A 20,601-nucleotide genomic window follows, 5' to 3' on the forward strand; every position below is an offset into this window, starting at 1 on the left:
GCATGGTCGAGATCGACACCGCTCTCGTGAAAAACCTGATCGCCGCCCAGTTTCCCGATTGGGCGACTCTCCCGGTGCGGCCGGTCGCGACCAGCGGCTGGTGCAACCGCACCTTCCATCTCGGCGACACCATGTCGGTCCGCCTGCCGAGCGCCGAACGTTATGTCGCGCAGGTCGAGAAGGAACATCGTTTCCTGCCGGAGCTTGGTCTCGGGTTGCCGCTTCCCATTCCTGTCCCCCTCGGGCTCGGAAAGCCGGGCCAAGGTTATCCTTGGCCGTGGTCTGTCTATGCCTGGATCGAAGGCGAGCGATCCAGCCTCCGGACAATCACCGACCTGACCGTCTTTGCAGAGGACCTCGCGGACTTCCTCCTGGCGCTCTGGGCGATCGACGCCTCCGACGGCCCGCCGGCAGGCCAGCACAGTTTCCACCGTGGCGGTTCGCTGGCCGTGTATGACGCCGAAACCCGCCGCTCCATCACAGCCCTTTCAGGCGAAATCGACGTGCCGCTGATCACCGAAATCTGGGAACGGGCGCTCGCCTCGACCTGGAAGAACAGGCCCGTTTGGGTGCATGGCGATGTTGCCGAGGGCAATCTGCTCGTTCGCAACGGACGGCTTGCCGCGGTGATCGATTTCGGCAGTTCTGCCACCGGTGATCCGGCCTGCGACCTGGTCATCGCCTGGACCCTGTTCGACGAACCGGCGGCCCGCGCTTTCCGCGATCGGGTCGGGCTCGATCCGCAAACCTGGGAAAGGGCGCGCGGCTGGGGCCTGTGGAAGGCGCTGATCACGGTTGCCGGCGCGCCCGGCACCAATCCGCTCGTCAAGGAACAGCATCGGGGCTGGCTTGACCGGATCGTCGCGGACCACTTGCCGATTGCCGGCGTCCCCTAGTCCCTCACTCTCCCGCCTTCATCAGTCTCTGCTTCAGCGCGATCAGTTCGTCGCGCAGCGCCACGGCCTCCTCGAAACTGCAGCCGACGGCCTTGCCGATCGCCTGGGCGACGTTGGCTGCCTGGTGCCGAAGGTCGTCGCCTTTTGCCGTCAGCGAAATTCTCACCTGCCGCTCGTCGTCGCGGTCGCGCTTGCGGGCAACCAGGCCGGATTGTTCCAGCCGCTTGAGGAGCGGGGAGAGCGTGCCGGAATCGAGGCCCAGCCGATCGCCGATCCCCTTCACCGGCTGGTCGTCCTCCTCCCACAGCGCGATCATCACGAGATATTGCGGGTAGGTGAGGCCGAGAGGTTCGAGCAACGGCTTATAGGTGCGCGTGAAGGCATGCGCCGCGCCATAGATCGCAAAGCACAGCTGCGCATCGAGTTCGATCTCGAAATTGTCCGGGTCGCGCGGTTTTTTCTGCATGGCCGGTCCTGTTTTCACGTGCTTGTGCTCTATCTTTTTCGGCGAGCGCATTTTCGCAGGCTTGACGAGAAAATGCAATGCGCGTAATTAGATTGTGCGCAATTGAATTGCGGACAAGATTTTTAACCCAGGACCATCATCAAAGACCAAGGGAGTTAGACCCATGCCCATTCTCTACACCACCAAGGCTTCCGCCACCGGCGGCCGCGCCGGCCATGGCGCCTCAGAAGACGGCGTTCTCGACGTCACGCTGACCGTTCCGAAGGAACTCGGCGGCGACGGCGCCACCGGCACCAACCCGGAACAGCTTTTCGCCACCGGTTATTCCGCGTGCTTCCTCGGCGCGCTGAAATTCGTCGCCGGCAAGGAGAAGGTCAAGATCCCGGACGACGCCAAGGTGACGGCGACTGTCGGCATCGGTCCGCGCGAAGACGGCGGTGGCTTCGGCATCGAGGTCTCGCTTCTGGTCGATATCCCGGGTCTCGAAAAGTCGGTCGCGGAAGACCTTGCCGCCAAGGCCCACATCGTCTGCCCCTATAGCCATGCGATGCGCACCTCGACCGAAGTGCCGGTCAAGGTCGCCTGATCGTTCCGAAACTTCGAGACGGAAGGCCGGCCTTTGCGCCGGCTTTTCTTATTTGATCCGGGCCAACGTTGCCCGCAGGCGGCCCGGTTCGCCTTCGCCAAGCTCCGCGTCGATCTCCGCATGCACTCGTGTCCAGATCGGCAGTGCGGCCGACAGCATGGCCATGCCGTCGTTCGTCAGCCGCAGCAGCCGGCCGCGCCGATCCTTCGGGTCGGTGCTGGTTTCGACCAGGCCGCGCCGTTCGAGCACTTTGAGCGCCGCCGTCAGGGTCGTGCGGTCCATCGCGAGCAGGCTGGCGACCTGGCCCATCGGCGCCGGCTGCGGCCGGTTCAGCGACATCATCAGCGAGAACTGCCCGTTGGTGAGCCCGATCGGCTTCATCGCATTGTCGAAACGTCGGGCCAGCGCCCGCGCCGCCCGCTGCACATGCAGGCACAGGCACGTGTCGCGCACGAGCAGCGTGGTCGAGAAGGGAATCACATCGACAGTCGGGGTGTTTGACAGCATGGAAATATTATGTTGATATCAAGCTATTCTGTCAAGCATGTGAGGAGGCCTGCCATGGATGTCACCCTGTCCCCCGGAAAACCGTCCCGGAACCCTGTCGTATCCCGCGAGGAGTGGCTGGAAGCCCGGCGCAGGCTGCTGGCTCTGGAAAAGGAGGAAACCCGTCTGCGCGACAAGGTGCGCGCCGAGCGCCTGGCCATGCCCTGGGTCAAGGTCGACAAGGACTATGCGTTCGACACTCCGAAGGGCAGAAAGTCGCTCGCCGACCTTTTCGATGGCCGCAGCCAGTTGATCGTCTACCACTTCATGCTCGGTCCGGATTGGGATGCCGGCTGCCCCGGCTGTTCGTTCCTGTCGGACCATATCGACGGTGCGCTGCCGCATCTCAACCACCACGACGTCACCTTCATCGCCGTCGCCCGCGCGCCGCTCGACAAGATCGAGGCCTACAGGAAGCGCATGGGCTGGAAATTCCCCTGGGTCTCGTCCTTCGGCAGCGATTTCAACTTCGACTATCACGTTTCCTTTTCCAAGGAAGACCTTGCCGGGGAGACGGTGTATTATAACTTCCGCGAAGTGCCGCCATCCGAGGCGCATGACGAACTGCCGGGTCTTTCCGCCTTCTACAGGAACGAGGCGGGCGAGGTCTTTCATACCTACTCCAGCTACGCCCGAGGCGGCGAAGAGCTGATCGGCACGCTGATGATCCTTGATCGGGCACCGCTTGGTCGCAACGAGGATTCGACGATGAACTTCGTCAAGCGCCACGACGAATACGAACAGAAACCGCAAGAGACGGGTTCATCCTGCTGCCATTGAACGGGCTCATTCTGGAGCTTCGAAAAGAGGAGGAGGAAAAGATGAGCATGATGGAAATGCCCAGGCCCCAGGCCGAACATGGCTTTCTGGAACGAATGGTCGGCCTCTGGGAGGTGACGTCCACCAGCATGGGCCACGACGAAAAATGGGTTGAGGTCTGCCGTTCGCTGAACGGCATCTGGTTCGTTGCCGAAGGCAGCGGCGACATGCCGGGGGGCGGCGGGCCCGCAACCACCATCCTCACGCTCGGCTACGATCCGGCCAGGGGCAAATATGTCGGCACCTGGCTCGGCACGATGATGAACCATCTCTGGGTCTACGAGGGTGAGGTGTCGGACGACGGGTCGACGCTCAATCTCTACACGAGCGGCCCGGATTTCGCCAATCCCGGCAAGACCGGCGACTACCGCGAGCAGATCATCTTCACGGATGACGATCACCGCACCTTCAATTCCAGCGCCAGGCAGCCGGACGGCAGCTGGCAGCAGTTCATGGAAGCGCATTACGCCCGCAAGCGCTGAGCGCTGCGGGCCCTCAATCAATGCGTCGGTCGACGCAGTAATCCGGAGAGGAGACGACCATGTTGCAGACCGCTACCGGGGCCAGATCGGCGACCCATGGCAAATTTATCTGGGTCGAGCTGATGACGCCCGATACCGATGCCGGCGGAAAATTCTATTCGTCGGTGGTCGGCTGGAAGGTCAAGGAAATGAGCATGCCCGACATGCCGCCCTATTTCCTGTTCGAGATGGGCGAGGGCGATAATTGCCCCGGCATCGGCGGCATGATGAATTTCCCGCCGGAACTCGAAGGCAAGATCCCGCCGAACTGGACGGGTTATGTCTCGGTCGATGACGTCGATCAGATGGCCAGGGACTATGTCGCCAATGGCGGCCGCGTCCAGCGCGAGCCGGAGGATATTCCCGGCATCGGCCGGTTTGCCGTCGTCGCCGATCCGCACGGCGCCGTCATCTGCATCATGACGCCCCTGCCGATGGAGAATGCGCCGCCGGAACTCGCCCCGGATGCGGTCGGCAATGTCGGCTGGCGCGAGCTTTACGCCGGCAACGGCCGGGAAGCCATGGACTTCTACGGCAAGATGTTCGGCTGGAAGCTCGACCACGATTTCGACATGGGGCCGATGGGCACTTACCACATCTTCTCCCATAACGGTCGCCAGATCGGCGGCATGATGACCAGACCGGAACAGGTGCCGATGCCCTGCTGGTGCTACTATTTCATCGTCGATGCCATCGACGGCGCAGTCGAGCGCGTCAAGGCCGGCGGCGGCCAGATCCTGATGGGGCCGATGGAAGTCCCCGGGGGCAGCTGGATCGTTCAGGGCATGGACCCGCAAGGAGCCTTCTTCGCCCTGACCTCCGCAAAGAAGTAGCGGCGCGGTCTGTCTGGCGGGCATGAGCCCTCATCCCGAAGTGCATGCGAGGCGTTGAAAAAACGCAAGGTACGCCACCAGGGGTGAGGGCCTTCCTGCTTGCACGGCCGCCAAAACCGACGTCACCCGCGACCGCGTCCTCAACGCGAATGGATAGAGCCTGGCGCTTTGGCACCCGCGCGGAACCTGCGTCCGGTCACGGCCGCCTCAATCTGTTGCGAATACCTGCGACGGAGATTTTGCAAACATGGCGAAGCTCATCTTTGGAATGAACCAGTCCCTCGACGGCTACGTCGACCACCAGGAATTTGCGCCGGGTCCGGCGCTCTTCCGTCACTGGATAGAGCATGTGCGCGATCTGACGGGCAGCGTCTACGGTCGCCGCATGTACGAGATCATGCGCTATTGGGACGAAGACCATCCCGAATGGAGCGCCGAACACCGCGAGTTCGCGGCTGCATGGCGGCGTCAACCGAAATGGGTCGTGTCACGCTCGTTGAAGTCGGCCGGCCCCAATGCCACCCTTGTCGGGGATGACGTCGGGGCGGTGGTCCGTGACCTGAAGGCTCGGCTTGCCGGGGAAATCTCAGTGTCCGGGCCGGACTTGGCCCAAAGCCTGACCGGCCTTGGTCTCATCGATGAGTATCGGCTCTACTTCCACCCCGTCGTGCTTGGTCGCGGCAGACCATTCTTCGCCGGCCCGCGGCCGCCGCTCCGGCTGGTTTCCACCGATCGTGTCGGCGAGGACGTCATCAGGTTGACCTACGTCCCCGCCTGATCGCTTCGCGTCAGCTACGGCTTGCCGCGAAAAACTCCTCCGGGCCATCCACTTCGATGAGCTTCTTTCTCTCGACCAACCAGAAGCGGGTGCCGACGGCCCGCACGAAGCTGCGGTCGTGGGAGGTGAGAAGGCAGCTTGCCTGATGCGCCATCAACTCGCTCTCGAGCGCTTCCTGCCCGTCGATGTCGAGATGGTTGGTCGGCTCATCGAGCAGGTAGAAATTCGGCTCCCGCAGCCGCAGCACCAGCAGGCCGAGCCGCGCCTTCTGCCCGCCCGAAAGTTCTCCGACCGGCCTTGCCTGCATTTCCACCGTGATGCCGATGCCGGCGAGCAGCGAGCGGGCCTTCTGGTCGCCGATGTCGAAGCGGTGGATGATCGTGCCGTGCGGCGTCTGCCGGTCGTCGAGATCGGCGAGCGACTGGTCGCCGTAGCCGAGGATCAGCGTCGGCGTCGCCCTGATGCCGGCGACCGTTGCGGAAGGATCGGAAATCGCCTGGCGCAGCATCGCCACCAGCCTTGTCTTGCCGGTGCCGTTGCGGCCGAGCAGCACGATCCGGTCGCCCTGGCAGATGAACTGCCTGCCGGTCCTGAACAGAAGCGTGCCATCCGGCGTCGTCACCGCCGCATCCTCCAGCGTCACCAGAACCTTGGCATGCGTGCCGCGACTGGCGAGCCGGATCGCGCCGGCCGAGCGCTCCAGATGCGCGGGCTTCGCCGCGTCCTCCAGCTTTTCTGCCCGCTCCTTCAGCTGCTTCGTCTTGACCACCAGCAGGTCGCTGCCGGAATTGATGCCGATATTCTTGAGCCTGGCAGCCTGTCGGCGCAACTGGTCGGCCGTCTTCATATCCCGCTCGTAACGCTTCGCATCCGCCGCATCCGCCTCGTCGAGCGCCATCCGCGCCCTGCTGTAGGGGAGCGCGAAGGTTTGGGAATTCTCCGGCCGCAGGAAAAGCGTGCGATTGGTGACGGCGTCGAGAAAGGCGCGGTCGTGGCTCGACAGGATCACCGGCATGTCGCGGGGCAGGGCGTTCAGCCAGTCTTCCAGAAGCGCGATCTTGGCAAGATCGAGATGGTTGGTCGGCTCGTCGAGCAGGAGCACGTCGGGTTCCGTCACAGAGGCCCGCGCGATCAGCGCCAGTCTCTGCCAGCCGCCGCTGAGAGCAACAAGCGGCCGTTCGCGCAGCTCCTCCGGCACGTCCATGCCTTCGAGCGCCACGTCGGCGCGCCAGCTTTCGCTCTCGATTTGGTCCGCCGGCAGTGCCTGCAGCACGGCGTCGCGGAAGGTTGCCTGCATCAGGGCAGGGGGCACGTTCTGCTCCACCGTGCCGACCGTCAGCCCGCGGCTTCTGGTGATCTCGCCCTCCGAGGCATCGAGGGTGCCGGTGATGCATTTCAGCAGCGTGGATTTGCCGCGTCCGTTGGCGGCGACGATGCCGATCCGGTCGCCGGCATTGACGGTGAGGCTAAGCCCGGAAAACAGCGGGCTGGAGAGGATAATTCCAAGATTGCGCAGGCTGATGAGGCTCATTGTCGTTCTCTGGTCTTGGCTCGCAGGCGCAGGGCATCGATGGCGCTCGGGCCATGATCGATGTATCGCTCGGCTTTGCCGATGCGTAGCGGCTTGCAGCATGTGAAAATCGCGAGCAGGCACGAGTGAAAACTCGGCGCTGCGGGCCACGAAGGGCAGACCAGGAAGGGGATGCTTTGAGAGAAAGGCCTCTGGTCAGCCCTGCAAACGTATTTGCAGGGCGTCGACGGGACCACGTGTCCGGTAATACCGGAAATAGAAATTGTGCACGTGACCCTCCTTTCTCTTGAAAAGCACATGAGCGAGATACCACCGCGTCCAGGCGAATGCAACCGGACGATGCCTGCTCCGCCATGGTGCCGCATGCTTGCTCGGGGCGGTCCGGCTGTTATAAGCGGCAACCGCCGGACCGGCGATTGTTGATTTCAGGAGAGACGCCGATGGCAGGCGATGACGATGAATACGTTTATGACGAAGTGACGGGCGAATGGCGCCCGGCCTCGGAAATGGCCGCCGCCACTGCGGGTGCCGTCGAGGTGCTCGATGCATCCGGCAACGTCCTGAAGGACGGCGATTCCGTCACCCTCATCAAGGACCTCAAGGTCAAGGGCGCAGGGCAGACGCTGAAGCAGGGCACGGTCATCAAGTCGATCAGACTGACCGATAACCCGGAAGAAATCGACTGCCGGCATGAGGCCATCAAGGGCCTGGTGCTCAGGACGGAGTTTGTGCGGAAAAGGTGATGGGTTTGATTTGAGGGCGCTCGGTGGTTGCCGCAGCACCCCCTCTGCCCTTCCGGGCAGAGGGGGTAGCACGGGGCACAACACCTCAAAAAATCCCGCCGCCCTACAATCCAGTCCCCAAACCCTACCGCTTCAAACTCCCCAATATCCCCCGCACGATCGCCCGGCCAACCTGGGTCGCAACCGTCCGCGTCACGCTCTTCATCGCCGCTTCGATGATCGTCTCGCGCTGGTAGCCGGAGCGGCGCGGCTGGGGGCGGCTGCGATCGTCGTCGTCGTCCTTGCCGCCGAAACCCGGCAGGGTCCAGCCGCTGGTCTCGCCGGAGCCGGCCGGCGGGGCGGCCTGCAATTCGTCCTGCGCCTTCTTCGCAGCGGCTGCATCTGCGGCCTGCCTGGCGCGGGCGGCGAGGATTTCGAAGGCGGATTCGCGGTCGAGGTCGTCGTCATAGAGGCCGAGCACCGGGCTGCGGTCCATGATCGTCTGGCGTTCCTGGTCGTTGAGCGGGCCGATGCGGCCGGACGGCGGGCGCACCAGCGTGCGTTCCACGATGGAAGGCGCGCCCTTGCCCTCAAGCGTCGAGACCAGCGCCTCACCGGTGCCGAGATTGGTGATCGCCGTGGCGCAGTCGAAATCCGGATTGGGGCGGAACGTGTCGGCGGCGGTCTTCACCGCTTTCTGCTCGCGCGGCGTATAGGCGCGCAGCGCATGCTGCACCCGGTTGCCGAGCTGGGCGAGCACGGTTTCCGGCACGTCGAGCGGGTTCTGGGTGACGAAATAGACGCCGACGCCCTTGGAGCGGATCAGCCGCACCACCTGTTCGACGCGCTCGGTCAGCACTTTCGGCGCGTCGTTGAACAAGAGATGCGCCTCGTCGAAGAAGAACACCAGTTTCGGCTGGGCCGGATCGCCCACTTCCGGCAGTTCCTCGAACAGTTCCGAGAGCAGCCACAGAAGGAAGGTGGCGTAGAGACGCGGGTTCATCATCAGCTTGTCGGCGGCAAGCACCGAGATCTGCCCGTAGCCGTTATTGGGGTTGGTGCGCATGATGTCGGTGATCTTCAGCGCCGGTTCGCCGAAGAAATGCTCGGCTCCCTGCTGTTCCAGCACCAGCAGCCCGCGCTGGATCGAGGCGACGGACGCCTTCGAGATCAGCCCGAACTGGCTGGAAAGCTCGCTGGCATTCTCCGCCATGTAGTTCAGCAGCGAGGCGAAATCCTTGAGGTCGAGCAGCGGCAGGTTCGCCTTGTCGGCGATCTTGAAGGCGATGTTGATGACGCCTTCCTGCGGCTCCGACGCATCCATCAGGCGCGACAAGAGCAGCGGCCCCATCTCGGCGATGGTGGTGCGCACCCGGTGGCCCTTTTCGCCGAACAGATCCCAGAAGATCACCGGGAACTGTTCGAAATCATAATCCTGGAAACCGATCTGCTCGGCGCGCTTCAGGAGGAAATCCTTTGACTCTCCCTTCATGGCGATGCCGGAGAGATCCCCCTTGATGTCGGCGGCGAAGACCGGCACGCCGGCCTTGGAAAAACCCTCGGCGAGCACCTGCAGCGTCACCGTCTTGCCGGTGCCGGTGGCGCCGGTGACGAGACCGTGGCGGTTGCCGAACTTCAGTTCCAGGTATTCAGCCTTGTTGAGCGAATCGTCCGGCTTGCGGCTGCCGCCGATGAAGAGCTTTCCCGTATCGTCCATGCAACTATGCGCTCCCTGACCGCGTTCTCTGCCATTGCTTATAGGATGTGCGGAGGCGCCGGGCAACGGCAACCAGGCGGCCTGAAGCTCGTTCGCTAGGGGAAGGCTGGTTGGATAGATGAGCGTCGAAACGGCTCGCGCATCGGAAAGCAACAGGGGACGCGAGGCCGGCTCTCCCGAGGAAATCCCGGCCCCCGGCTTGAAGGACGTCTTCTGGCGGGTCTATGCAGGCGTCACCCAGGACCGCATCACGCTGATCGCCGCAGGCGTCACCTACTACCTCCTGCTGGCGCTGTTTCCGGCCGCAAGCGTGCTGGTATCGATCTACGGCTTCGTCTCGGACCCAGCGGCGATCGTCGATCGCATCGCATTCCTGAGCTCGGTCATGCCGGCGGATGCGCTGAACATCTTTCTCGACCAGTTGCGGGCGCTGACCACGGAGCGCAATACGACGCTGTCGATCGCCCTGGTCGGCGGCCTGGCGCTGGCGCTGTGGAGCGCCAATAACGGCATGAAGGCGCTGTTCGAGGCGATGAACGTCGCCTATGCCGAAGAGGAAAAGCGCAGCATCATCCGCCTCAACTTCGTCTCGCTGCTGTTCACCCTCGGTGCGCTGCTTCTGGCGATCGTCATCCTGTTCGCCATGGGCGTCGTGCCGGCGGTGCTGCGTTATCTCTGGCTCGACCGATGGACGGAGATCATCATCCGGCTGGTGCGCTGGCCGGTGATGATGCTGTTCGTCGCGGGCGGCATCATGATGCTCTATCGTTTCGGTCCGAGCCGCGAACCGGCCAAACTGAGATGGCTCACCTGGGGTGCGGCATTCTCGACCGTCGCCTGGCTCGCCGCCTCGATTGCGGTTTCCTTCTATCTGGGGAATATTGCCGATTACAACGCCACCTACGGCACGCTCGGCGCACTGATCGGGTTCATGGTCTGGACATGGATATCGGTCATCATCGTCATCGTCGGTGCCGAGATCAACGCGGAACTCGAGCACCAGACGGCTCGCGATTCGACCACCGGCGCACCCGTGCCCTTGGGCGCTCGCGGCGCCTACATGGCCGATACGGTGGGCGAGAGTTCCGGCGAAGCATGAAGCCTTGAGATGCATGACGCTCCCTGTTGGCTTCGGCGAAGACTGTGTGTATTACCTTGACGTGAACGTCAAAACCTTCAGGAGAGATTGATGAACGAACTGGTTTCCCGCGTTGCCGAAAATGTCGGCATTGCCCCTGACGTCGCCGAAAAGGCGATCGGCATGATGCTCGGTTTCCTGCAGCGCGAGGCCGATGACGGCGCGGTTGCCAGGATGATCGAGGCGATCCCGGGGGCTTCCGAACTGGTCGCCAAGTTCAACGGCGAAGGTGCCGGCGGCGGCGGTCTGCTCGGCGGCCTGATGGCAAGCTTCGGCGGCGGCGTCATGGCGCTCGGCCAGCAGCTGATGTCCCAGGGTCTCGGCATGGGCGAAATCACCGGCCTTTCCAAGGAAACCATGGCGGTCGCCCGCGAACACGCCGGCGATGAGGTCGTCGACACGGTCATCGCTTCGGTGCCGGGCCTGTCGCAGTTCGTGTGATCGGCACTCTTCGAAAGATCTAAGCCGCCGGCCGCGCGGCCGGCGGCTTTTTGTCGAGTCCAAGGCAATGAGACCGGCAAGGCACCAATCGGCGTCGTCTGCCCTTGCGGGCTTGTCCTCCGATCAGCACTCTCCATGTCAATGGAGTTGCCCAGGATGGGAGGTCGCAATGCCCGATAGAGAAGAGGCCGCCATGGTGCGGATAACGGGAAGGGTACAGGGCGTCGGTTTCCGTGCCTGGACCTGCGGGGAGGCGGAACAGCTGGGTTTGACGGGCTGGGTCCGCAATGAGCCGGATGGTTCGGTGGTTGCTTTGATAACCGGATCACCCGCCGGCATATCGCAAATGCTCGAGCGTTTCCGGCACGGTCCGCCCGGTGCGTCGGTCTCCGGCGCCGAGCGACAGCCGGCGAAGCTCACGGAAAAGCCGGTCGGTTTCCGGATCACGAGATGACCCGGCCGGTCGCTCGGTTTCGCGGTTCCCGGTGGCGATCTTCCGCGGTTGTCCGGCCCGAAGCGGCAGCGTTTTTTTTCCGCGGCGGCTGCGACAGAAAAGCCATTGACTTTTCATCCTTTAAGGCACATTTCCAAAGCGAAGTGACGCCCGACCGGGCGCCACTCTTTCAAAGGACAATTGAGATGAACCCCGACAGTCGAAGTTCGACGTCATCATACCGACCCGTTTCTCCGGGGCTCTAGTCCTTATCGATAAGGATGCGCGCTCCGAAGGGACCGATGGTCCGAAAAAGGAGCCGTCATGCTGCGCATCCATGCCTACGATCTTGATCGCCTTGTTTCCGTCGCTTCCGATGTGCCGGCCGTTGCCGCAGCGCCGGTCGCTTCCGATCCGTCGGCACCGGTCACCTCCGCCCCCGCCACCCCTGCAGTCGTCTGGTACGACCTCGTCAGCCCCACGCCCGACGAGGAGCGCATCGTCGGCGAACGCCTCGGCATCACCGTGCCGACCATGGACGAGATGGAGGATATCGAACTCTCCGCCCGCCTCTACCAGGAGGATGGCGCCGAGTTCATGACCATGACGGTGCTGACCCGGCCCGATGCCGGCACGCCGCGCAAGGTTCCCGTCACCTTCATCGTCAAGGGCCAGGTTCTTGTGACCGTCCGTTATGCCGAACCGCGTCCCTTCGACGCCTTCATGGCCCGCGCCCGCAAGCCGAACGGCACGGGACTGCATTGCGGTTACGGCGAGCTGATCATGACCGGCCTGATCGAGGCGATCATCGACCGCATGGCCGATACGCTCGAACGGCTCGGCACCGAGATCGACCAGATTTCCCAGGAAGTCTTTTCGACCAAGGCCGCCAAGGCCAACAAGAAGACCCGCGACCTGCAGGACCTCATCCGCGAGGTCGGCCAGAAGGGTGAGTTCATCACCGTGGTGCGCGAAAGCCTGGTCAGCGTCTCCCGCGTCGTCGCCTATTACGCGGCGCTCGACGGCGTCGATCGCAAGCTTTCGAAGGAACTGCGCCAGCGCCTGAAACTGCTGCAGCGGGACGCCACCTCGCTCGGCGATCACTCGGCCTTCCTGTCCGGCAAGATCAATTTCCTGCTGGATGCGACGCTCGGGCTGATCAATCTCGAACAGAACCAGATCATCAAGATCTTCTCGGTCGCCTCGGTCGTCTTCCTGCCGCCGACCCTGGTCGCCTCGATCTACGGCATGAACTTCGCCTACCAGCCGGAACTGCAATGGACCTACGGCTACCACATGGCGATCGCCATGATGATCGTCTCGATGGCCCTGCCGTATATGTATTTCAAGCGGAAGGGCTGGCTGTAGGGAAGGTGCCCCTCATCCCCCTGCCGGGACCTTCTCCCCGCTTGCGGGGAGAAGGACATGCGCCGCACCGTGTTGCTCCCCATCGGGCGTCTCACGAGGCACGTCCCCTCTCCCCGTTCCACGGGGAGAGGGCTAGGGTGAGGGGCAGCCTGCACCTGTCAGTGCTTCGTCAGCCACTCCCGCAAGGCGTCGTTGATACGGGACTGCCAGCCCGGGCCGTCTTTCCTGAATCGCTCCAGAACATCCGCGTCCAGCCTGATCGTAGTCGAAACCTTGGTTCGCTCGCTTTTGGGACGGCCGCGGACGACCGGCGCTTCTGCGAGTTTTTCCGCCCACGGGCTTTCGCTCAGGTCCGGCGCATCATCCTCAATGTCCGGCAAGTCTCGGGCCATAGGCTTTTTGCTCTCGGTCATTGGCTTTCCTCATGCTGATGATGCGCTGGTCGTCTCCCCGCGGCGTCCAGACGAGAACGACCATGCGTTCGTCCAGAAAGCCGACGGTGAAATAGCGCGTTTCTCCATAGTCGATCCGGTCATCCTCGATCGACAGATGAGGACCGTCGAAGACTTTGCCCGCATCGGCAAAATCGAGGCCTCGTTGCTCAAGGGTGAGAATGCGTTTTGCCGGATCGAATATGACAGCCATTTATTGTTACTACAAAAATAGAGGCTTTCCAATCGGCTTCTAAAACGAAAAATGCGCCGGAGATCCCGGCGCATCCTGTCGGCTTTGTCGATAAAGGTCAAACATCCCATTCCGGTGCGAGATGCCCCGGATTGACGATGCGGCCGGTCGGCTTGGCGAGCTTGTGGATCGCCTGCATCTCTTCTTCCGACAATGCGAAATCGAACACGTCGAAGTTTTCCGGCAGGCGGGCAACGGTCGCGGTCTTGGAGAGTGCGATGACGTCCTTCTGCTGGATCGCCCAGCGCAGCGTCACCTGGGCGGCCGTCTTGCCGTGCCTGGAACCGATGTCCTTCAGTACCGTGTCACCCGGCACCGCGCCGTTCGCCATCAGGTAATAGGCGGTCAGCGACATGCCGTGCTTGCGCACCTCGCCAAGAACCTTCGTCTGGTCGAGATAGGGATGGTACTCCACCTGGTTGGTGGCAAGCGGGGCATCCGAAAGTTTCACCGCTTCGGCGATCAGCGCGGTCGAGAAGTTGGAAACGCCGATATTCCTGACCTTGCCGGCCTTTTTGAGTGCGTTCAGCGCGCCCATGCGGTCGGCGAGCGGCATTTCGCTCTGCGGCCAGTGGAGGAGAAGCAGGTCGACATAGTCGGTCTTCAGCTTCGTCAGGCTCTCGTCGACCGAGGCGATGAAGGCGTCATGGCCGACGCGGTCGACCCAGACCTTGGTGGTGAGGAAAATGTCGGCGCGCGGAATGCCGGACTTGGAGAGCACGTCGCCGACGGCCGCCTCGTTCTTGTAGATCTGCGCGGTATCGACATGGCGGAAGCCGAGCTTGAGGGCTTCCGGCAGCACGCGGGCGACGTCCTCGTCGGGCATGCGGAAGGTGCCGAAACCGAGGGCAGGGATGTTGGCGCCATTGGCGCTGACTGTGAACATATTGAACTCCTGAAGGAAGCCCGGCGAACGGCCGGGCGGAATGAGGCCCCTACTACATGGACCGATTCTGTCACGGATCAACTACCCGAGTTTTCGGGGTGTCAGCCGGCGATGGGCGGATTGAGGCGGGCGAAGCCTTCCTGGCGCCGGTATGGGAAGTGTGGGTAGGGCGCTGTCACGGCACTTGCCGCATCGAGCGTGCCGATCTGCTCCCTGGTCAGCGACCAGCCGACGGCCCCGAGATTCTGGCGAAGCTGCTCCTCGTTGCGGGCGCCTATGATCACCGAGGAAACCGTCGGCCGGCTGGTGAGCCAGTTGATCGCCACCTGCGGCACGGTCTTGCCGGTCTCTTCCGCCAGGATCTGCAGCGCATCGACCACCCGGTAGAGCAGTTCCTCCTCGACGGGCGGCCCAAAATCCGCCGTCTCATGCAGGCGGCTGCCTTCCGGAAGCGGCTTGCCGCGGCTGATCTTGCCGGTGAGGCGCCCCCAGCCGAGCGGGCTCCAGACCAGCGCGCCAAGCCCCTGGTCCTTCCCGAGCGGCATCAGGTCCCATTCGTAATCGCGGCCGATCAGCGAATAATAGACCTGGTTCGCCACATAACGGGTCCAGCCGTTCCTGTCGGCGGCCGCCAGCGACTTCATGATCTGCCAGCCGGAGAAGTTGGAAACGCCGATATAGCGCAGCTTGCCGTCCTTCACGAGCTGGTCGAGCGTCGAGACCACCTCTTCGACCGGCGTGGAGGCATCGAAGGCATGCAGCTGGAAGATGTCGATATGGTCGGTGCCGAGCCGCTTCAGCGCCGCCTCGACGGAGCCGATCAGCCGCGAGCGGGAGGAGCCCCAGTCGTTCGGACCGTCGCCGGTCGGCAGGCTGGCCTTGGTGGAGATCAGCACGTCGTTGCGCCGGCCCTTGATCGCCTGGCCCAGCACCTCTTCCGAAGCGCCGGCCGAATAGACGTCGGCCGTGTCGAACAGGTTGACGCCGGCTTCGAGGCAGATGTCGACGAGGCGGCGGGCCTCCTCGACATCGGTCGTGCCCCAATGGCTGAACAGCGGGCCGGAGCCGCCGAACGTGCCGGCTCCGAAGCTGAGCACCGGCACCTTGAGGCCGGATTGTCCGAGATTGCGATATTCCATGCTCGTACTCCTTGGATGCGGAAATTATTCGGCCGGGCAGGAGAGGGCGGGCGTGCCGTTGACGGCGGTCTCGCGCCGGTCCAGCCGGATGGCGAAGAGGGCGACGGCAAGTGCGGCAAGCGGCACCAGGCCGGCGATCAGGGTGACCGAACCGAGACCCGGGCCATGGTCGATGACCACGCCGCCAAGCCAGGCGCCGATCGCATTGCCGAGATTGAAGGCGGCGATGTTGAACGACGAGGCAAGGCCCTGGCCGGCACCTTCCGCCTTCTGCAGCACCCACATCTGCAGCGGCGAGACGGTGGCGAAGGCTGCGGCGCCGAACAGGCCGATGGCGATGACGGCAAGCACCGGCTGGTGGATCGCGGCGGTCAGGCCCAAAAGCACGACCGAGAGCGCGACCAGGCTGGCGATGATGGTCGGCACCAGATGCCGGTCTGCCAGCCAGCCGCCGGCGAGGTTGCCGATCACCAACCCGCCGCCGAAGACGAGCAGGATCGGCGACACGGCGGCTTCGGAAAAACCGGTGATCTCGGTCAGGATCGGCGCGATATAGGTGAAGCCCGCAAACACGCCGACCCAGCTCAAGACGGTGATCAGCAGGCCGAGAAGCACCGGGCGGCGGCCGAGCACGGCAAGCGCGCCCTGCGCATTTTCCTCCTGATTGTCCGCGGCCTTGTCCTTCGGAACGAAGAGCGCGATCACGGCGAGAGCGGCGATGCCGATCAGGGTGACGGCAAAAAAGGTCGAGCGCCAGCCATAGGCCTGACCGAGCCAGGTACCGAAGGGCACACCGAGAATATTGGCGACGGTGAGGCCGGTAAACATCACGGCAATGGCGGAAGCCTTTTTATTCGGGGCGACGAGGCTGGTGGCGACCACCGAGCCGACGCCGAAGAACGAGGCATGCGCGAATGCGGTCAGCACCCGGGCTGCCATCAGCGTCCAGTAATCGGGCGCCAGGGCACAGGCGAGATTGCCGATGGTGAACACCACCATCAGGCTCATCAGCAGGGTTTTCCGCGACCATTTGCCGGCGATCGCGCCCAGAATGGGAGCCCCGACCACGACGCCGAGCGCGTAGCCGGAAATCAGCAGGCCGGCTGCCGAGATCGACACGCCGAGATCGGCGCTGACATCGATCAGCAGGCCCATGATGACGAATTCGGTAACCCCGATGCCGAAGGCACCGGCGGTCAGGGCGTAGAGAGCGAGAGGCATTGTTGTGTTCCTGATCCTTGGGAGGAAGGGATTGCATTTGACGCACCGCAATATCGGCGCGGAGGACTTGCCTGTGTAGCCGCATAAGCGGATAATCATTTGTGAACTGAAGTCACAGGTATTGGAGGCCGTACTCGGGACACCCCCTCTGGCTTGCCGGCCATCTCCCCCACGGGTGGGGGCAAGGAAATCGCAAAAGGGCCAGTGGCTGCGTGGAGCCCCGCCCCCTTGTGGGGAGGGGTTGGGGAGGGGACTTGTGGGGAGGGGTTGGGGAGGGGACTTCGTTCAGTATCAAAACCCCTCCCGCCTGCCGGCCACCAGCCGGGGACGGGTCGCTTGCCCCGTCCCGTCCTCCGGACCCCCACAAGGGGAAGGGTTAAGACCGCCGTACCGCCTCGCGCCATGTGCTAAGCACTGGTCGTGGGGGAGATGGCCGGCAGGCCGAGGGTGCCCCGAGAACGACATTGATGATCGGAATTCGAAAGCGAGACCCGAATGGACAACCGCGCCGGAGAAATGGAAGTCTTTGCCCTGGCCGCCGAGCTTAAGAGCTTCTCGGCCGCCGGCCGCAAGCTCAAACTCTCGCCCTCGGCGGTGAGCAAGCTGGTCACTCGCCTCGAGGGCCGGCTCGGCGCCCGCCTCGTGGTCCGCTCCACCCGCATGCTGCAGCTGACGCCGGAGGGCGAGACCTATCTCGCCCGCGCCCAGCGAATCCTGGCCGAGATCGCCGATACGGAAGAGATGGTCTCCGGCGGCGGGCGGACGCTACCGCGCGGGCCGCTGTCGATCAATGCTTCGGTCGGTTTCGGCGAGCGTTATGTCCTGCCGCTCACGTCCGAGTTCCAGCGGCTTTTCCCGGATGTGCAGCTCGATATCACCCTCACCGACGACATCGTCGATCTCATCCGCGAGCGGGTCGATATCGCCATCCGCCATGGGCCGATGCGCAACTCCTCGCTGATGGCGCGAAAGCTCGGCGAGAGCCGCCAGGTGGTGATCGCATCGCCGGGTTATCTGGCGCGTCACGGCGTCCCGAGGACGCCGGCCGAGCTCATCGATCACAACTGTATCAATTTCAATTTCCGGCGAGCGGTCGAAGGCTGGCCTTTTCGTGATCCGGAAACCGGCAGCCGGGAGCTGCTGCCGGTTTCCGGAAGCCTGAAGGCGAGCAACGGCTCGATCATCCGGCAGTTCTGCCGGGATCACCTCGGCATCGGCCGGGTCGGGCGTTTCCATGTGGAGCCGGATATCGAAGCCGGCCGGCTGGTACCGGTTCTGGAGGATTTCAACCCGGAGGACATCGAGGAAATCCATGCCGTCTATGCCGGGCACGAGCACCTCGCCCTGCGCATCCGCACCTACATCGATTTCCTCGCGGCACGACTTTAGGCGACTATCCCGATCACGTTGATCGGCAAACGTGTCTTTCCGGCCACAGTTTAGCCTTGCTTTGGTCGATTTTGCCACCCACATCCGAAGGATTAGGAGAATCTAATCCCATGAATGAACAGTTGAGTGAAATCATCGCCCGTATCCGGTCGGAGGTGACTGTCGGCCCGGCCGATCGCTCGCATGTCGCCATGTCGATGGAAGACCTGCGGCTGCTTGTTCAGAGCTTTGAAATCCTCCACTCCGAGAGGGACGAGTTGCGCCGCAGGGCCGAACTGCATGCCGATGTCATCGAGGCGGTGACGGTGTTCATGGAGGCCTATCGCGACAAGTACAAGAACTACGGCAGCGGCGGCGTCCGCCCGAGCGCGGTCCTGCGCCACGAGGTGTGGCGGGTCTATGCCGCCATGAGTGGGCTGCCGATCGCCAATGACAGCATGTTCTAAAGGCCGGTCGCGACGTCCCCCGACCTTCCTTAGTCCCCGACCTGCCCTAATCCCTGACCTGCCCTAGTCCCTGTCCGGCGCTCCGAGCGGGAAGAACGAGCGATAGGGCCGAGCCTCGTCCACCGCACGCGCAAAAGACGGCCGCGCGAGCAGCCGGCTGCGATAGGCGCGCAGATGGCCGAACTGATCGCCGATCGGGTGCGTCCAGTCCGCATAAAAGAGGGCGGGCGCCGCGGCGCAGTCCGCAAGGCTGAACGCCGTGCCGGCGGCCCATTGCCGGTTCGCCATGCGCTCGTCGAGCCAGCCGTAGGCGGCATCCAGCATGCCGCGCGCTTCCTGCACGCCGTACGGGTCGCGGTGCTCCTCCGGCCGGATGGCGTTGAACACCACCTTCTGCTGCGGGGTGGAAATGTAATTGTCGAAGAAACGGTCCATCATCCGTACATCGAGCGCCGCATCGGCATCGTCTGGGATCAGCTTCACCGGTCCGGGATAATGCACGCCCAGATATTCGATGACGATCGACGCCTCGAAAACCCGTTTCTCCCCATCGACCAGGATCGGAAAGCGCTTCACCGGCCACATGCTGCAGAGATCCTGGTAGGCCGAAGGATCCTCCGGCCCGAGCATGCGCGTGTCGAAGTCGGTGCCGTTCTCGTAGAGCGCGGTCAGCACCTTCTGGCAGTAGGACGAGAATGGATGCGAATACAGAATCGGACGCATGACGGCCTCCCATAACCGATTGCGAAATGAAACTGGTTTACTGGGTAACTTACCTGATTGCTTTTTGCAATCGGTTTTGCGTCGAGGCGGTCTTCTATTCTCCGTGGCGCCCTGCAGGGCAGAGGGGCTGGCACGGCACAGCGCCTCTTACTTATGCCAGGGCCGCACCTCCGCCTCAGGCCCCGACCGCAAGCTTCTGCCGCACATGCAGCGCCCGGATTTCCTCCGCCACCATCTCCTGCAGCCGCCAGAGATTGCGGTCGTGGATGCCGAATTCCGCCAGATGCACGACGGTATTGTAGAGATATTCGGCGCACGATCCCCGATGCCCGCAGGCGCGCGCCAAAACTCTTGCCACCTCGTCGAGCGGCAATAACGGCCGGATGATACGCTTGCTGGTACCGCCCACCCAGAAGGTCAGCGCCCGCACGGTCTCTCCGGCCGGGGTACGGACCGGCAGCCAGCGGAACGAGGTCAGGCTGTCGCGGTGGCTGATCTCGCGGCGCAGGGCTTTTTCGATCTGGACGCGCTTGTCGTCGTCGGCAACCTGATAGATCACCCCGTCGCAGCGGCCGCCGCGCGACAGCATCATCATCAGCCCCGGCTGTGCCGGCGAACCCCGGCCGCGCTCGATCCGGAGCGAAAAGGAGCGATGCCAGCCATAGGCGGCCGCCCGCTGGCAGGCGATTGAATCGAAGCCCGGTTTCCAGATCAGCGAGCCATAGGCGAAGATCCACAGCGGTTCCCCGCCGGTTTCCGCAAACAGCCGATCGGCGATCTGTACGTAGTCGTCGTCGGTCAGCGGCTCCCATGTGGCCGGCGGGCCGGGATCGGCCTCCTCACGAAAGCAGAGATCGACGAGATCCTGGGTGAGCGACAATGTGGATGGTTTCGGCATGGCTTCGAACGGCTTTTCGGCAGGACGAGGAAAATGGCAAGGCTGAAGAGTGCAAGCGCACCGGAGCCGAGTCAACCTGTTTCCCGGCCCGGTTCTGCCTGTTTTCCGGCTATTTCGGCGGCCCGGTTCTCCGTTTTGCTGTCCCGGAATCGCCGATTTGCTGCGTTGCCGCACCGACGCCCAGATGTTTTGCTCCAAGGATCACGGAATGTTTCCGTCCGGAAATTTTCTCGATGACTGACGAGTGGAGTTACTGAACTGATGCGTTGGCTTTTTATCGCGGTGCTGTTGATCCTGGTCGGTTGTGTTCTGAGCATCATCTGGATGAACGATTCCGGCGTCGGCCGCATGGAGGTCACGCAGCCTCAGCCGCAAAACCCGCTGGCCCCGCCGCCGGGTACGCCTTGACAGTCGATTTCG

25 protein-coding genes are annotated in these 20,601 nt (G+C 63.3%); 14 read left to right on the forward strand and 11 right to left on the reverse strand.

Features of this window, described 5'->3' with window-relative positions:
• Positions 1–2: 2 nt before the first annotated feature.
• Positions 3–896 carry an aminoglycoside phosphotransferase family protein gene (locus tag ACSQ8R_RS03005; RefSeq protein ID WP_436252024.1) on the forward strand — a complete coding sequence of 298 codons (894 nt, stop codon included), beginning with the start codon at positions 3–5 and terminating at the stop codon, positions 894–896.
• A gap of 4 nt (positions 897–900) precedes the next feature.
• On the opposite strand, the gene ACSQ8R_RS03010 is transcribed toward ACSQ8R_RS03005, so the two are convergent.
• Entirely contained in the window at positions 901–1,362 is a 462-nt protein-coding gene (locus ACSQ8R_RS03010) for a MarR family winged helix-turn-helix transcriptional regulator (protein ID WP_436252025.1), read from the reverse strand.
• A gap of 163 nt (positions 1,363–1,525) precedes the next feature.
• On the opposite strand from ACSQ8R_RS03010, the gene ACSQ8R_RS03015 reads away from it, so the two are divergent.
• A complete protein-coding gene (locus tag ACSQ8R_RS03015; RefSeq protein ID WP_436252026.1) occupies positions 1,526–1,948 on the forward strand; it encodes an organic hydroperoxide resistance protein in 423 nt (140 codons plus the stop codon).
• A gap of 48 nt (positions 1,949–1,996) precedes the next feature.
• Here ACSQ8R_RS03015 and ACSQ8R_RS03020 read toward each other — a convergent pair whose 3' ends face one another.
• The gene (locus ACSQ8R_RS03020; protein ID WP_436252027.1) at positions 1,997–2,455 is read right to left on the reverse strand and encodes a MarR family winged helix-turn-helix transcriptional regulator; all 459 of its coding nucleotides are present in this window, start codon (positions 2,453–2,455) and stop codon (positions 1,997–1,999) included.
• A gap of 54 nt (positions 2,456–2,509) precedes the next feature.
• Between ACSQ8R_RS03020 and ACSQ8R_RS03025 the strand changes: the two genes are divergently transcribed.
• The 4 genes from ACSQ8R_RS03025 (at position 2,510) to ACSQ8R_RS03040 (ending at position 5,445) form a co-directional block, all read left to right on the forward strand.
• On the forward strand, positions 2,510–3,274 hold the full coding sequence (locus tag ACSQ8R_RS03025; protein ID WP_436252028.1) for a DUF899 domain-containing protein: 765 nt from the start codon (positions 2,510–2,512) through the stop codon (positions 3,272–3,274).
• A 47-nt stretch (positions 3,275–3,321) separates the two neighbouring features.
• Positions 3,322–3,795 (forward strand): DUF1579 domain-containing protein, encoded by a 474-nt coding sequence (locus ACSQ8R_RS03030; protein ID WP_436255358.1) that lies wholly within the window; start codon positions 3,322–3,324, stop codon positions 3,793–3,795.
• Between the two features lie 59 nt (positions 3,796–3,854).
• Positions 3,855–4,667: a VOC family protein gene (locus ACSQ8R_RS03035; RefSeq protein WP_436252029.1), complete on the forward strand. Its 813-nt coding sequence runs from the start codon at positions 3,855–3,857 to the stop codon at positions 4,665–4,667.
• A gap of 247 nt (positions 4,668–4,914) precedes the next feature.
• Complete coding sequence (locus ACSQ8R_RS03040) at positions 4,915–5,445, forward strand: dihydrofolate reductase family protein (protein ID WP_436252030.1); 531 nt, start codon at positions 4,915–4,917, stop codon at positions 5,443–5,445.
• 10 nt (positions 5,446–5,455) lie between these two features.
• Here the strand turns inward: ACSQ8R_RS03040 and ACSQ8R_RS03045 are convergent, their stop codons facing one another.
• Entirely contained in the window at positions 5,456–6,976 is a 1,521-nt protein-coding gene (locus ACSQ8R_RS03045) for an ABC-F family ATP-binding cassette domain-containing protein (RefSeq protein WP_436252031.1), read from the reverse strand.
• Between the two features lie 440 nt (positions 6,977–7,416).
• Between ACSQ8R_RS03045 and ACSQ8R_RS03050 the strand changes: the two genes are divergently transcribed.
• The gene (locus ACSQ8R_RS03050) at positions 7,417–7,719 is read left to right on the forward strand and encodes an alkylphosphonate utilization protein (RefSeq protein ID WP_436252032.1); all 303 of its coding nucleotides are present in this window, start codon (positions 7,417–7,419) and stop codon (positions 7,717–7,719) included.
• Between the two features lie 124 nt (positions 7,720–7,843).
• On the opposite strand, the gene ACSQ8R_RS03055 is transcribed toward ACSQ8R_RS03050, so the two are convergent.
• A complete protein-coding gene (locus ACSQ8R_RS03055; protein ID WP_436252033.1) occupies positions 7,844–9,415 on the reverse strand; it encodes a helicase HerA-like C-terminal domain-containing protein in 1,572 nt (523 codons plus the stop codon).
• Positions 9,416–9,533: 118 nt separating this feature from the next.
• On the opposite strand from ACSQ8R_RS03055, the gene ACSQ8R_RS03060 reads away from it, so the two are divergent.
• The 4 genes from ACSQ8R_RS03060 (at position 9,534) to corA (ending at position 12,795) form a co-directional block, all read left to right on the forward strand.
• Positions 9,534–10,514 (forward strand): YihY/virulence factor BrkB family protein, encoded by a 981-nt coding sequence (locus ACSQ8R_RS03060; RefSeq protein WP_436252034.1) that lies wholly within the window; start codon positions 9,534–9,536, stop codon positions 10,512–10,514.
• A gap of 90 nt (positions 10,515–10,604) precedes the next feature.
• Positions 10,605–10,994, forward strand: coding sequence for a hypothetical protein (locus ACSQ8R_RS03065; protein ID WP_436252035.1), 390 nt, complete (start codon positions 10,605–10,607; stop codon positions 10,992–10,994).
• Between the two features lie 169 nt (positions 10,995–11,163).
• The gene (locus tag ACSQ8R_RS03070; protein WP_436252036.1) at positions 11,164–11,448 is read left to right on the forward strand and encodes an acylphosphatase; all 285 of its coding nucleotides are present in this window, start codon (positions 11,164–11,166) and stop codon (positions 11,446–11,448) included.
• Between the two features lie 303 nt (positions 11,449–11,751).
• A complete protein-coding gene (corA, locus tag ACSQ8R_RS03075; RefSeq protein ID WP_436252037.1) occupies positions 11,752–12,795 on the forward strand; it encodes a magnesium/cobalt transporter CorA in 1,044 nt (347 codons plus the stop codon).
• 158 nt (positions 12,796–12,953) lie between these two features.
• Here the strand turns inward: corA and ACSQ8R_RS03080 are convergent, their stop codons facing one another.
• The 5 genes from ACSQ8R_RS03080 to ACSQ8R_RS03100 all read right to left on the reverse strand — a co-directional run bounded on the left by ACSQ8R_RS03080 (position 12,954) and on the right by ACSQ8R_RS03100 (position 16,725).
• Complete coding sequence (locus ACSQ8R_RS03080; RefSeq protein ID WP_436252038.1) at positions 12,954–13,175, reverse strand: BrnA antitoxin family protein; 222 nt, start codon at positions 13,173–13,175, stop codon at positions 12,954–12,956.
• Complete coding sequence (locus tag ACSQ8R_RS03085) at positions 13,162–13,440, reverse strand: BrnT family toxin (RefSeq protein ID WP_436252039.1); 279 nt, start codon at positions 13,438–13,440, stop codon at positions 13,162–13,164. The genes ACSQ8R_RS03080 and ACSQ8R_RS03085 overlap by 14 nt, the downstream gene beginning before the upstream one ends.
• Positions 13,441–13,537: 97 nt before the next feature.
• Positions 13,538–14,365: an aldo/keto reductase gene (locus ACSQ8R_RS03090; protein WP_436252040.1), complete on the reverse strand. Its 828-nt coding sequence runs from the start codon at positions 14,363–14,365 to the stop codon at positions 13,538–13,540.
• Between the two features lie 101 nt (positions 14,366–14,466).
• Positions 14,467–15,504: an aldo/keto reductase gene (locus ACSQ8R_RS03095; protein WP_436252041.1), complete on the reverse strand. Its 1,038-nt coding sequence runs from the start codon at positions 15,502–15,504 to the stop codon at positions 14,467–14,469.
• 24 nt (positions 15,505–15,528) lie between these two features.
• Positions 15,529–16,725 (reverse strand): MFS transporter, encoded by a 1,197-nt coding sequence (locus tag ACSQ8R_RS03100; RefSeq protein WP_436252042.1) that lies wholly within the window; start codon positions 16,723–16,725, stop codon positions 15,529–15,531.
• Between the two features lie 495 nt (positions 16,726–17,220).
• Here ACSQ8R_RS03100 and ACSQ8R_RS03105 point away from each other — a divergent pair, with 495 nt between their 5' ends.
• Together ACSQ8R_RS03105 and ACSQ8R_RS03110 are read left to right on the forward strand one after the other, a co-directional pair.
• Entirely contained in the window at positions 17,221–18,114 is an 894-nt protein-coding gene (locus ACSQ8R_RS03105; protein WP_436252043.1) for a LysR family transcriptional regulator, read from the forward strand.
• A 110-nt stretch (positions 18,115–18,224) separates the two neighbouring features.
• On the forward strand, positions 18,225–18,560 hold the full coding sequence (locus tag ACSQ8R_RS03110) for a hypothetical protein (protein WP_436252044.1): 336 nt from the start codon (positions 18,225–18,227) through the stop codon (positions 18,558–18,560).
• Between the two features lie 63 nt (positions 18,561–18,623).
• On the opposite strand, the gene ACSQ8R_RS03115 is transcribed toward ACSQ8R_RS03110, so the two are convergent.
• Complete coding sequence (locus ACSQ8R_RS03115) at positions 18,624–19,283, reverse strand: glutathione S-transferase family protein (protein ID WP_436252045.1); 660 nt, start codon at positions 19,281–19,283, stop codon at positions 18,624–18,626.
• A gap of 175 nt (positions 19,284–19,458) precedes the next feature.
• Positions 19,459–20,181: a gamma-glutamylcyclotransferase gene (locus tag ACSQ8R_RS03120; RefSeq protein ID WP_436252046.1), complete on the reverse strand. Its 723-nt coding sequence runs from the start codon at positions 20,179–20,181 to the stop codon at positions 19,459–19,461.
• 261 nt (positions 20,182–20,442) lie between these two features.
• Here ACSQ8R_RS03120 and ACSQ8R_RS03125 point away from each other — a divergent pair, with 261 nt between their 5' ends.
• Entirely contained in the window at positions 20,443–20,589 is a 147-nt protein-coding gene (locus ACSQ8R_RS03125; RefSeq protein WP_436252047.1) for a hypothetical protein, read from the forward strand.
• Positions 20,590–20,601: the final 12 nt, after the last annotated feature.

Origin of the sequence: Neorhizobium sp. LjRoot104, assembly GCF_964253725.1 — a bacterium.
Lineage (GTDB): Bacteria > Pseudomonadota > Alphaproteobacteria > Rhizobiales > Rhizobiaceae > Neorhizobium.